Below are 12,567 nucleotides of genomic sequence, written 5' to 3'. Positions count from 1 at the left end.
AATAAGGAAAAATTAGACTTTTATTTTTATGCTTTTTTTGTCTGTATGTGGATGTTGTCCCTGTGCATAACACAATTCGAGAGGGTAGAATTCTGTTATATCGAGATTTTGATGTGGGGGTGTCCCTGTGCATAACACAATTCAAAGTGAAAAAGCCTACCCTAATTGCTTGCAAGCAATTGGGGTAGGCTTTTCTTGTGAGCTTTTTTTTTACAAACCAGGCAGTATGCCGCTGAACAAGCTCAGGATCAATACGGTGATCAAAGCTGTCACGCCGGCGATAAAGCCGCCGCCTGTCCAAGCGAGAAGCGTTTGTGGCACGGTTAGTTTACCGAAACGGTTGACTACCCAGAATCCAGAGTCGTTTGGAAGGGACAGCCCGATTCCGCCGGCACAAATCGCGAGGCCGAGCAGGATTGGCGATACGCCAAGTTCTGCAATCATAGGCCCGAGTATGCTGGAAGTGGTGACCAGGGCGACTGTTGCTGAACCGAGAGAGGCGCGCAGGATTTGCGAGAAAATAAACGCCAGCAAGAGCACCGGGATGCTCCAGTTTTGCATCGTTGTGATCAAATGGTCGCCGATGCCGCTGCTGTTGATGACGGCACCGAATGCACCGCCGGCACCGGTGATGAGGATGATAATACCGGCCGAGCTGATGGCGTCAGAATAGAGACGGTTATTAGGAATTGCAATATACGGGCGCAATAGGATAATGGCAACGATCACACTGATCAATAGAGCGATGTTCTTCTCACCGATAAAGCCGAAGACGCTCGATAGCCCGCTATCCGGAATCAATAGTTGAGAAACCGTATTCGATAAAATCAAGACAATCGGCAATGCCAGCATGAAGAAGCTTAAGCCGGTGCTGATTTCTTTCTTTGGAAGATCTGCTTTATCCACGACCACTTCTTCTACTTCACCGGAATGTTTGACACGCTTGCCAATGAACATGCCGTATAAATAGCCGCCGACCAATGTCGCCGGAATTGCTACAAGGATGCCGTACAAAATAAAGAGGCCGAGGTCAGCTCCTGTGTTTTCTGCGACGACGAGCGGGCCGGGTGTTGGGGCGATCATATTATGCGAAACAATCAAACCGACACCAAGAGCTGTCACGAAGCTGACGACAGAGATGCCTGTTTTGCTAGAAAGCGTGCGAATCAATCCGCTTAAGATAACAAAAGCAGCATCAAAGAATACAGGGATGGAAACTGCCGTACCGGTCAATGCGAGGCCGGCCGGCGACTTGTTGACACCGAATACTTTCAGCACCGCTTGAGCGATTTTTTCAACGGCACCGGATGCTCCGAGGAACTGCCCGAAAATAACACCAAGGCCGATCAAGATCCCGACGCCGGCAAGTGTATTGCCGAACCCTGTGGTGACGGTCGACGCGACTTCAGCAAGTGGCATGCCGATCACAAGGGCGGTTAGGATAGCGACCGTCACCAAGGCCAGAAACGGTTCAACTTTGAGTTTAAGAATAGCGAAAAACAAAGCGGCGAGCGACAGGACGAAAATCACAATTAATAAATTTCCAGTAATCATGGAAACATCTCCTTTATCCATACAGTTTTTTATGTTGTTAAATCCAAGCTAGAAAAGATTTTGGAGCGGCCACTGGCTCGCTAGTTCCACTAGAGCGCCGTTATGGCAGACGACGGGATCATTTCAACAGGCGTGTAAATTTCGCCATGACGGGTTCTATTGCCGTTTGCATGCCCGCCATTATATCGGAGAGATGCATGTGTTGGCCTTTTTCGAAAGATTCTTTGAGATAGAGAGTGGCGGCCATGGATACTTCGGTATTGACGTTGACCTTGCAGATGCCTCTAGCGACTGCTTGCTGCATCGTTTCGTCGGGCGTGCCGGAGCCGCCGTGAAGGACGAGCGGAATGCCAACTGCTTGTTGGATTTTGTCCAATAGCTCGAGCTTGATATCCGGCTCTCCTGTATACATGCCGTGTACTGTACCGATCGATGCAGCTAAAAAGTCGACGCGGGTTTCTTCGACAAAGCGTTTGGCGGACTGTGGATCCGTCAAGGAGCCGGTGCCTTCTTCTTCATCGGAGAAGGCGCCGCGCGCTGTCGAGCCGATTTCCGCTTCTACGCTGACGCCCGCCTGATGCGCCAGTTCGACAATGTCTTTCGTGTAGTCGATGTTTTGTGCCAGCTCATATTTCGAGCCGTCGTACATGACCGAGGAAAAGCCACAATTGATTGCCCGAATAATCGACTCTTTTTGGTAGGCGTGGTCGAGATGGAGCGAGACTGGGACAGCTGCTTTTTCGGCCAAAGTTTTGGCCAGTGCAGCAAAGCCTTCTACATCCACCGTGTCAAAATAGCGTTCACCCAAAGCGATGATGACGGGATGCTTTTCTTGTTCCGCAACGTGAATCGCTGCTTGCAAAGTTTCGAGACTATAGACGTTAAAAGCAGGTACAGCGTAGTTGCCCTGTTGTGCAACTGACAAGATTTCCTTTGTATTGATGAACATCCCACACACCTCTTTTGAATTGTATTCGCTTACATAGAATGCAATGAGCACTGAACGCTCATTTTATGAATGCAGCAACTCGGCGACTTCTTTCAAGCTTGTTTTTGAACCGACATTGCCTGGGAAAATGACGTAAGCAAGCCCTGGGTATTTGCTTTCACTGCCTGTCAGCCACACCGGAATGCCCGGTTTGATTTGTCCAGCTACGGTAGCGCGTTTCACGGAAAGGCCGTTTGTGCCGATATCGCTGGAAGTGATGCCGCCTTTGGCAATGATAAAGCTCGGTCGCACACTCAGTTTCTTGACGATGCTGGTGACGGCATCGGAAATTTTCACCGATAGTTTCAATTCTTTTTCCTGTTGATTGTCGCCCAAGTCCAGACGTTCGCGCTTTGTGTAAACGGCGACGGTTTGACCTTGTCGGATGAGCCGTTCAGTCGTTTCAATGACACGCTCGATTTCGGCTTGAAATTTCTCAGGATGGAGAACGAGGTGGACGTCGAATTCGATAAATTCAATAAAGCTGGACGTTTTAAGCACTTCAAATTGTTCAGTCGTTTTCTTGACGTGTGAGCCGATCATGATCAGCCCGCCATTGCCATTGTCATCTTTAATCAGCTCTTGTTTGGTCAAAAGGCCACGATTGCTGATTCCGCCGATGATTTTCGTCAAAGCGGCTGCACTGCGGAACATGAAATGCTTGCCCGCGTTCATGGCACGGATCAATGCGATGACGACGACTTTGGCATCGATATATTGTGTCGCATTGACGATGACTTTGTTGAAATCACCGGCGGACATGAGCTGATCGACGAGGTGATCGATACGCAGGCTGCGGATGTCTTCTAATGAAAGATAGATGGCATCGCTTGCTTTAAATGCGCCCATTGATTTTTCTTCTGCCCATTCGCCGAGGTGCGAGGATGTATAGCCGAATGTCCGGTCTTTGGCGAATTCCGTTTCACCGGCTGGAATCAATAGCTCTTCGTCCTGGACGTAATGGACATTGTTGATGGTGACGCGGCCGCCTTCTTGGAAGAACGGCATAATGACTTCGCCGTCAAACGACACATCCGACTGGGCTTCGACCGTGTTTTTCAACACTTCGGTTTCGAGCGGGTAATGGCCGCGCAATGTGGAATCGCCACGGCTGATGATGATGAAGTCTTTATTGTGCTTGTCGGCTGTTTCGCGGATGACGCTTGCGATTTCTTTATGCGCTTTTTCCGTTTCCTCAGCAGTGAAGCCTCTTGAATTGGTGAGGATAAAAAACATCGAATTGTCTTCAGCAAATCCAGCTTCGATGTTTTCAGCCGACCAATCGGTGTAGACCGAAATGCCATGAACGGTCTGTACGCCGGTCGGGTCATCATCCAATACGATGATTTTTTTATTGAAATTTTTTAGTTCGTTGGCGAGCAATTGGTCTACTGTGTGTTCGTCGGGAACGGCTGGCAGTGCGGCGAATACTTTCGATGCCTGTAAAGTTTCAAATTGTGCCATTTGCTCACACCTTCCTTACTTCGACATTCGCCAATTTCTCATAGTACTGGACAATGCCGCCGTGGTCGTCGCTGGCTTTGCCGTCCACTTTCAATGCGTGGAAGATCTCCAATAGCTGGCTCGAGAGCGGAAGCGGAACCCCGATTTCATGGGCGGTTTCCATGACGTTGGTCATATCTTTCAAGTTGATGTCAATGCGGCCGCCTGCAACAAAATTGCGCTCGAGGATGAGCGGGACTTTTGCGTCCAGTACAGCGCTTCCTGCTAGGCCGCCGCGGATCGCTTGGTACATTTTTTCGACATCGATGCCGGCTTTAGCGGCAAGGACCAATGCTTCGGACATTGCGGCAATGTTCAAATTGACGATGATTTGATTGGCCAGCTTGGCCGTGACGCCGCTACCATTGTCACCGACGAGGATAATGTCTGATCCAACCACGTCGAGAACGGGCTTGACGGATGCGAAAACGCTTTCTTTTCCACCCGCCATAATCGCCAATGTGCCGTCGATCGCTTTCGGCTCTCCGCCGCTGACCGGTGCATCGAGCATGTCTACGCCATATTTAGCAGCTTGTTCTGCAATCTCCACTGAAGCCACAGGAGAAATCGAACTCATATCGATGATGACAGTTCCTTGTGTAGCTGTTTTCAAAATCCCGTTATCTTCAAGAACGACTTGTTTGACATGTTGTGAAGCAGGCAGCATCGTGATGATGACATCGCATTGCGCCCCCATGTCAGCAGGAGTGCCTGCTTGAGCCCCTGCTTGTACAAGCGCTTCGACGCTATTTGTATTGATGTCATTGACCGTAACCCGGTATCCGGCTTTCAATAAGTTCAGTGCCATCGGTTTCCCCATAATGCCTAAACCGATAAATCCAATAGTGTTATTCATGATTAGTTCTCCTTTCGGCGATCTCTATGATGCTATTTATAGAGCGCTTTCATAAGTATTAAAACAAATAGTACACACAATTCTTATTTTTGTATACATTTTTTTAAGAAATGTATACAAAAATATACGTACTGTTAAAATACCGTTATAGAACTTATACTTTGTAATGGGAAATAATTAACTCGGGAGACGATTCGAATGGCAAAAAAAATAACACAACATGCTTATAGCCAAGCATATGAATATATACGGGACCAAATCTTGAGCGGAGAGCTCGAACGCGGGACGAAACTGGTCGAGGAGCGGCTCGCTGAAGAGATGGGCATCAGCCGGACGCCTGTCCGCGATTCCATCCGTAAGCTCGAACAGGAAGGCTTGATTAAAGACAAACGTGTCGTCAATCCGAGCGACTCGGATTTGCGCGATGTTTTTCAGGTGCGAATGCTACTCGAAGGATTTGCAGTGCGTCACTGTGCCACTTATATAACAGAAGAGGCGCTCGCCAAACTCAAACAATGCGTTGAAATTGGCCGCACAGGCACCATCGATGAAGTGATGGCTGCCAACAAGGAATTCCACGAAATTATCATTGGCGCCACTAATAATCCCGTCATGATCGATATCTTTGATCGCATGCAATCGATTATTTATTTGTTCCGCAAAACGGTGGTCTATCACAAGCGTCCGCTGTTGATCGAGGAACATCACGAAATTTACGAAGCGATTGCGCAGCACGATGCTGATAAAGCGGAGCGGCTGATGAAAGCCCATTTGCAACTGGATCTGGAGTTTTGCTTGAACCGAATGAAGAGTAGTTAGTTCGTAGGTTATGTCCCTGTGCACCACACAATTCGAAGGCACGAAATGCTGGTTTAGCGGGATTTTGGTACGAGATTGCCCCGGTGCATGACACAATTCGATAGACAAAAAGAAGCATCCATCCGTTTTCACGGATGGATGCTTCTTTAAATTGTGTGGTGCACAGGGACACATGCGGTCACCACAGTTCCGGTGGTTCGAGTTCTCCTTCTGTCATATCTTCCTCTACTTTTTGTCGGTACTTCAGACAATATTGGCAATAGGAGCCGTTCGTTTTTTCGTGAGGGGGGGCATCAACGTAAAGAGTAAGTGACTGTCCGAAGATGGCGGGGGCGGCAGATCTTCGTTTCAATATTGTGTCTGATTGACGAAACCCATAAAGAAATCTGTATTTTATCTTAATAATATAATAATAACTGATATACAAATAACGGGAACCAACCAAATAATAACAAAATGCTAGTTTAATATATTTATGATTTAAATGAGTAATTGGTAGTAAAGGTTCAAAATTCTGAAAAAACTGATTATTTAGGTTTCGGATGGTTGAGAGAGGCTATTTAAAAGGGTGAATGGCTATAAAAAAATGAAAAGGAGAGGATGTAATGAATGCTCGAAAGCTTTCGTTCGCGGTCATCATTTTGATGATCTTGTCTCTAGTAGCACTTCCGTTCAGTACGATGGCAGCACAAACGGCATCGACTGGATCGAAGGCTTTGAAAAACATACCTGTTTCTGGCCAACTCGAGGATGGTAGAGATTTCGATGGTAAGTTAACAATTACGGAGTTTAGTTATGACGAAGCAGAAGGATTACTTGTCAGTGGAGTGCTCAAAGGAAAAACTCCAGCGGAAAATGGCAAAGGAGTGACTGTCGTCAATCAATCGTTTGAAAATGTGGCAACAAACTTAACGAGTGATAATAATGTGGCGGCAAGTGCTTTCCAAACTGCACAACAAGCACCAGGATGCCAGATTCTATTTTTGGATCTCGGACCTATTTTCCTTGACGTATTAGGGTTGCAAGTTGACTTGTCACAGATTGTCTTGGACATTACAGCGGTTCCGGGAGCAGGTAACCTGTTAGGGAATCTTTTATGTGCAGTGGCTGGTTTGCTTGATGGAACTGGTTTTCTAAATGGGTTGTTCGATGAATTGATTGGTGCTCTTGAAGGATTATTGGATGCACTGAACAATTTGCTTTAAAATAGCAACTTCTGAAGGTAAGATTTCAAGCCATTCAGTTAGCCGTAAATACAAAACGTTCCCATCTCTATAGGTGGGAACGTTTCTTTGTGCGAAAAAAGCCTTAACTAGCGCATTCGGCATGTGCCACTGAAAGGGTTTCCATGATACGATTGGCTTAACGGCATTGCCGAGAGAAAATGGGGGAATGGATTTTGAAAACGATGGGATTTGTCATAAGCCGCAAGAATAACGAGAAGCGGCGGGCGATTTTGCCAGAAGATTTAGCACAAGTCAAAAATCTTGGGCAATTGTATGTTGAACAAGGATACGGTGAGGTGCTCGGTCTTTCGGACGAGGATTACCGCGTATTGGGCGTCAATATCGCAACGCGCGAAGAAGTGTTGGCGTGTGATGCGATTGTTGACGTGAAGTTGGGCTATGCCGATTATTTCGACCAATTAGAAGATGGCAAACTGCTGATTGGGTGGGCGCATGCCGTGCAGGACATCCAGTTTACGGACGGCGCAATGGCCGGTAAGCATACGGTCATCGCGTGGGAAGAGTTGTTCGACGGCGGGCGTTATATTTTCTATCGCAACCGTGAAGTGGCGGGCGAAGCGGCTGTTCTACAGGCGTATCAGCATTGCGGGAAAATGCCGTACGAGACGCGTGTCGCGATTCTTGGCAACGGCCACACTGCAAAAGGCGCGATGCGCATCCTCCACGGTTTGGGGGCGGATGTCGACGTTTACGGCAGACGCTTGGAAAGCTTGTTCAAAGAGAAAATGTTTGAATACGATGTGCTCGTCAATACCGTCATGTGGGATACGACGCGCACCGACCGCATCATTTACCGCGAAGATTTGAAGCGCATGAAACAAGGCGCTATGATCATCGATGTCAGCTGCGACCCGGAACTTGAGATCGAAACGACAGTTCCGACGACAATCGACAATCCGGTCTACACAGTAGACGGTGTCATCCATTACGCAGTCGACAACACGCCGGCCATGTTCCCGCAAACCATCACCAAAGTCCTCAGCAAAGGCTTCGCACCCATGCTCGACGATCTTTTGGAAGGCAAGCAATCGAAAATGGTCCAAGATGCCGTCGTCATTGAAGAAGGCATCATCAAAGACCATCGCATCACCGACTTCCGCCTAGCACGCGGTTTAACGGTTTAATCACTTTTTTTCAAAATCCGCCAAGGCAATTTGCCTCGGCGGATTTTTTTCTTAAGTAAAAAGTATCTGTTCTTAAATAGTGATTGCGACCTATAATTTTCCAATATATAATTAATCAACTGCTAAATGTGTTAAAGCGGATAGAGAAAGAGATTTGTAAGACTGCGGAGCAACATTCCATTAAAGTTATTCTGAGCACTACTTGATGATGCACCGTACTTCAAAAAGCAACACACAAAAGGGGATAGAGACATGATGGCGACTGTGCACATTGAAACGGCGGATGATTTGGTCCGTATGATTGGGGAGTTATGGGAGAGAAAATCGCTGCGGGCGCTGAAACAGCTGTTGGCGAATATTCCGGACGAAGAGGAGTTTTATCGTTTGATCCGCTTGTCGGACGAGGCGGATCTATACGGCTGCAGTAATTTGCTCGCCACGACTAGCTATAAGCGCTTCGGCACGCTCAGTTCGTATGCGTGGCATTGTGCGAGACTTTCCGAAACTGGGCGCAGCTTGGAAGCGGAAGAAAAAATGCTGGCGCGTTTGCAAGGCATCCACGCGCATAGCTACACGACAGAAGAGCTGCTTCATGCGCATCATTTATTATTGAAAGTCTATTGCCAGCTGAACCGTATCCCGGAAGCAGCCGAACAGCTTGCTCGCATCAAAGAACTCGGCGGCACACGGCCCGACCAGGAAGCGTTTTTTCACATCTACAGCGGCAACTGGGACGGTGCTGAAGAAGTGCTCCAAAAAGAACTCAAGAAAAACGACCGCAAATGGAGTCCGGTCATCCATTTATTATACGCAGACCTGTTGTCGATGCGCGGTGCACCGGAACGCGCATTGGAGTTGCTCGAAGTGGGCCGGGCGAAATTCCCGGATGTCCATGCGTTCGATACAGAGCGGGTCGCGAGGTTTCATCAGCTCGGGCGCTACGAGGAATGCCTGGCGGAGATGGACAAAGTGCTCGCGAGAAATCCGTATCACGCACGGCGCCGACATTTCATCCATCTGGCGGCGCATTGCTTGTATGAACTTGGTCGATTCGAAGAGCTAGAAGCATGGATTGCGGCGCATCCGGGCGAGCTGAAAGACAGCTTGTATACGAAAGCGAAAATCGATCCAAATGGCAAGCATCAAAAACTCGCGCTGACACCCGAAGTGCAAAAGCTCAATTACTGCGTGCCGGCTTCCTTGTCGTTGATGCTCCAGGCATTCGGCAAACACGAGACACAAGACAGCATTGCGGAGCATGTGTTTGACGTAACGGGATCGAAGCTGCGGACGACGATGAACTATATGGAAACACAAGGCTTCGAGGCGCGTTATTTCAAAGGCACGGTCGATTTGTACAAACAATTCATTGACGCCGGCGTGCCGGTGCTCCTTAGCATGCTCATCGAAAACAGCGCACATGTCCAGGTAGTCGTCGGCTATGACGACCGGCTGCAGGCACTCGCGATCCAGGATCCGAACGACCTCGGACCGTTTTTGGTCGCTTATGACGAAGTGCCGAATATGTTCCGCTTGTCGGATTCACTAAGCATGGTGTTTGTGGACACGGCACGGCAAGAAATGCTCGCGCAATTGGATGACGACGACCACCAGTTTTTCAGCGAACTATATGATTTGCTGGATAAAGAACCGCTCGAAGAACAGCAATTCACGGAATTTTTGACGCAGCACCAAGACGAGCGCTATGCAGCGGTCGTCGGATTGACCTTGGCACTGAACGGCAGCGACGAGCTGTATGAAAACTGGCTCAAACGGCTGACCGATGAACTCGGCACAGATGATGCGGAACTGGCGCTGCTGGCGGCGCATTTGTATTACCAAAAAGAACAAAGCGACAAAGCGCTTGAAGCGTTGCAGTCGGTCCCGCAGTCGAGAAGCCCGTACGCCTTGTTTTTACAGGCGGCGATTTCCATGAGCCAAGGCCATTCAGAGCGGGCCATTCCGCTGTTGAAACGATCGATCGAACTCGATCATTACCAGCCGCTCGCCTATAGCCATTTGGCGCGTTGCTATTTGGAGAGCGGGCGCATTTTCCAGGCATACAAATGGTCGACAATCGCTATCCAGCAACTGGAAGAAGATATCTTTGCGCAAATTACGCACGGGCTTATCCAGTACGAGTACGGCGCTTATGAACAAGCATACCGCCGTTTTAAAGGGCTGTCCGACAAATATCCGGATGACGGTTATTTCATATATGAAATGGGGCGTTGCGAACAAGCGCTCGAGAAAAAAGAGGATGCTTTGAAAACCTACCGACGGTCGCTTGCGCTCGATCCGGCTTTGCCGTTTCCGTATTTGCGGATGGCGGAGTTGTTCATGGAAGACGAGCGCTGGAAAGAGGCACAAGCGGTGATTGAAGAAGGGCTCACTCAAGACGACCAGCAAGACATTTTGCATTTATACTTGGGCCATATTGCCATCGAACAGAAGCGCTACGTACAAGCGGAAACGTCGTACCGGCGCGCACTCGAACTCGATCCCGAAGATTTGTTTGCGCCGGTTCATATTGCGCACGCCTTGTTCGGCCAACAACGCAACGAGGAAGCTTTAGCATTATTGAACGACTGTTTGCCAAAAGCCGACGCTGCATTCCGCTTGCGCGCTGCGGACATTATATGGGACCAAGTGACGGATGCTAGTGGGAAAGTGTACGCCTTGGAGTTGATCGAAGACGGTTTGGCGGAGGCCTCGACAGAAGATCTTCATTTGCTGGCACAGCGCTACGCAGAATTCGGTGAGGAGCCAACGGTGAGACACCGCGTCATCAGCGGTCTCAAACGCTTGCGCCATTTGGAGGACCCGCTGCTATTATGTTTGGAAGCGGACCTTCACGAACTTGCGGGCAATGGGCGTTTTGCAAAGCAATTATACGAGCGTGCCGGCAATTTCCCTGAGGCACTCGTCAAGCGCGGGCTGCTGCAGGAGTCGATAGAAGACTATCCGCATGCGATCCGATTGTATCAACAGGCAACCGAGCAAGAAGCCGGCAATGCACCGGCGCTCGGCGGGTTGGTGCGCTGTTACCGCGAACTGGAAATGCACGGCAAGGCCTTTACGGCGACACTTGATTATTTGTCGGTCGAACCTTTGTCCACGGTCTTGCCGGAACTGGTCGATTTTGTCGACACAGAAGACGATATCCAAAAACTTGAGCGCACCATTGACCGCATCGAAGACCAAGTGCCGGCAGAGTGGCTGTATGCCGCTCGCGCCCATGTCCAGGAAGCGGCAGGAAACTTTCAGGAAGCGGAACAATGGTTCTTGCGCGCCAATGAAGAGCCGTCGGCGTTTCCCTCGCGCTTTCAATATGTCCAGTTTTTAAACCGCGTCGGCCAAACGAAACGCGCGCTCTTATTGCTCGAACAATTGATCAGCGAAGTGCCGGAAGAAGCCGAGTTGTACAGTGAATACATCGCGACGCTAGAAGCGCTCAGCAAAATGCCGCGCATTCATAAACGCATGAGCAAAGTCTTGTCGGGTGAGGCGCTGGGCAAGGCCTATGTACACGCGGCAGAAGCGCTCATCGCGCGGGTCGAGACGCTGGATGCGGATGAAACGCATGGGTTTTTCGGCAAGCTGCGACTTCAAAGCAAAAAGGTGCTATTTCCTAAAGCGGTGATCACATTGTGCGAATCGGCGGTGAAATTATTGCCGGACAGCGAAGAGCCGGTGTTAGTACTCGCGCAATTTTACTTGACTGGTGGCATGGCAGGTGAGGCGGCGTCAGAACTCAGACCGTATGCAGGCATTCCGGGCAATGCGAAGCGTTTGTTCATTTTCGCCAATTTGCAGCAAGCCCATGAAACGGCCAAACCGAAAGACTATAAAGCGGTACTCGCACAGCTTGAATCCTACGACCAGGCCTTCGATGCCGAAATGCTTACGTGGTGGAGCGAAGCCTTGGCGGCGACAGACGAGCCTAAGCAGGCGATCGTTAAATTAGATGAAGCGATAGCGCTAGAGCCATTCACTCCGGATCTCTACACGCGCAAATGGGATTTGCTCAGTCAAGTGGATGAGCAGGCATTGGGGGTGTTCGAACAGTCATTACCTGAGGAGCTCTTGGCGGCTGAATGGCTCATTCTGATCCGTGCAGCGACTTATTCCACACAAGGACAAGGCCAGCGGGCGAAAGAGTTAGTTGATCCCTTGCTCGCGGAACTGCCGGAGTTTGTGCCAGCGCGTTATGAATTGGCGCGCGCTGAAATGGCCCGAAACAATCCGAAAGTCGCAAAGGGGATTTTGCAGCAGTTGCTTGCTGAGGAGGAAAGTACCGCAATTTGGGAAATGGCAAGGGAAGACAGCCTATTCGATGATATTTTTGTTGAGCTTTCTAGGGCGAAATAGGGAGAATTGGCACTCGCGCCGGTGTTTTTTATGTGATATTGTGAGAGGGCAATAGAAAGATTGGATTATTGCAAAGCCACGGAGATTACCAAAAAGGGGTGTTCC

General features: G+C 49.3%; 8 protein-coding genes. 4 read left to right on the top strand and 4 right to left on the bottom strand.

The genetic code is table 11. The features are described from left to right. Positions 1 to 210: 210 nt before the first annotated feature. The 4 genes from ACFO5U_RS08405 to garR form a co-directional block, all read right to left on the bottom strand. Complete coding sequence (locus tag ACFO5U_RS08405; RefSeq protein ID WP_377278369.1) at positions 211 to 1,554, bottom strand: GntP family permease; 1,344 nt, start codon at positions 1,552 to 1,554, stop codon at positions 211 to 213. Between the two features lie 118 nt (positions 1,555 to 1,672). Next, a complete protein-coding gene (locus tag ACFO5U_RS08400; RefSeq protein ID WP_377278367.1) occupies positions 1,673 to 2,503 on the bottom strand; it encodes a class II fructose-bisphosphate aldolase in 831 nt (276 codons plus the stop codon). A 63-nt stretch (positions 2,504 to 2,566) separates the two neighbouring features. Then, on the bottom strand, positions 2,567 to 4,006 hold the full coding sequence (locus ACFO5U_RS08395) for a four-carbon acid sugar kinase family protein (RefSeq protein ID WP_377278365.1): 1,440 nt from the start codon (positions 4,004 to 4,006) through the stop codon (positions 2,567 to 2,569). A 4-nt stretch (positions 4,007 to 4,010) separates the two neighbouring features. Then, the gene (gene garR / locus ACFO5U_RS08390) at positions 4,011 to 4,901 is read right to left on the bottom strand and encodes a 2-hydroxy-3-oxopropionate reductase (protein ID WP_377278363.1); all 891 of its coding nucleotides are present in this window, start codon (positions 4,899 to 4,901) and stop codon (positions 4,011 to 4,013) included. 198 nt (positions 4,902 to 5,099) lie between these two features. Between garR and ACFO5U_RS08385 the strand changes: the two genes are divergently transcribed. The 4 genes from ACFO5U_RS08385 (at position 5,100) to ACFO5U_RS08370 (ending at position 12,462) form a co-directional block, all read left to right on the top strand. After that, entirely contained in the window at positions 5,100 to 5,720 is a 621-nt protein-coding gene (locus ACFO5U_RS08385; protein WP_377278361.1) for a GntR family transcriptional regulator, read from the top strand. Positions 5,721 to 6,325: 605 nt separating this feature from the next. Then, on the top strand, positions 6,326 to 6,925 hold the full coding sequence (locus tag ACFO5U_RS08380; protein ID WP_377278359.1) for a hypothetical protein: 600 nt from the start codon (positions 6,326 to 6,328) through the stop codon (positions 6,923 to 6,925). A 203-nt stretch (positions 6,926 to 7,128) separates the two neighbouring features. Beyond that, entirely contained in the window at positions 7,129 to 8,091 is a 963-nt protein-coding gene (locus ACFO5U_RS08375) for a N(5)-(carboxyethyl)ornithine synthase (protein ID WP_377279480.1), read from the top strand. 252 nt (positions 8,092 to 8,343) lie between these two features. Continuing rightward, entirely contained in the window at positions 8,344 to 12,462 is a 4,119-nt protein-coding gene (locus ACFO5U_RS08370) for a tetratricopeptide repeat protein (protein ID WP_377278358.1), read from the top strand. Positions 12,463 to 12,567 lie beyond the last annotated feature (105 nt).

This window comes from Planococcus dechangensis, assembly GCF_042654465.1.
Lineage (GTDB): Bacteria > Bacillota > Bacilli > Bacillales_A > Planococcaceae > Planococcus > Planococcus dechangensis.
This window is presented reverse-complemented; position numbering and strand designations above follow the sequence as displayed.

Excerpts from the sequence above, each read along its gene's own strand:
- ACFO5U_RS08405 (WP_377278369.1), bottom strand. The coding sequence starts at position 1,554 with ATGATTACTGGAAATTTATTAATTGTGATTTTCGTCCTGTCGCTCGCC.
- ACFO5U_RS08400 (WP_377278367.1), bottom strand. The coding sequence starts at position 2,503 with ATGTTCATCAATACAAAGGAAATCTTGTCAGTTGCACAACAGGGCAAC.
- ACFO5U_RS08395 (WP_377278365.1), bottom strand. The coding sequence starts at position 4,006 with ATGGCACAATTTGAAACTTTACAGGCATCGAAAGTATTCGCCGCACTG.
- garR (WP_377278363.1), bottom strand. The coding sequence starts at position 4,901 with ATGAATAACACTATTGGATTTATCGGTTTAGGCATTATGGGGAAACCG.
- ACFO5U_RS08385 (WP_377278361.1), top strand. The coding sequence starts at position 5,100 with ATGGCAAAAAAAATAACACAACATGCTTATAGCCAAGCATATGAATAT.
- ACFO5U_RS08380 (WP_377278359.1), top strand. The coding sequence starts at position 6,326 with ATGAATGCTCGAAAGCTTTCGTTCGCGGTCATCATTTTGATGATCTTG.
- ACFO5U_RS08375 (WP_377279480.1), top strand. The coding sequence starts at position 7,129 with ATGGGATTTGTCATAAGCCGCAAGAATAACGAGAAGCGGCGGGCGATT.
- ACFO5U_RS08370 (WP_377278358.1), top strand. The coding sequence starts at position 8,344 with ATGATGGCGACTGTGCACATTGAAACGGCGGATGATTTGGTCCGTATG.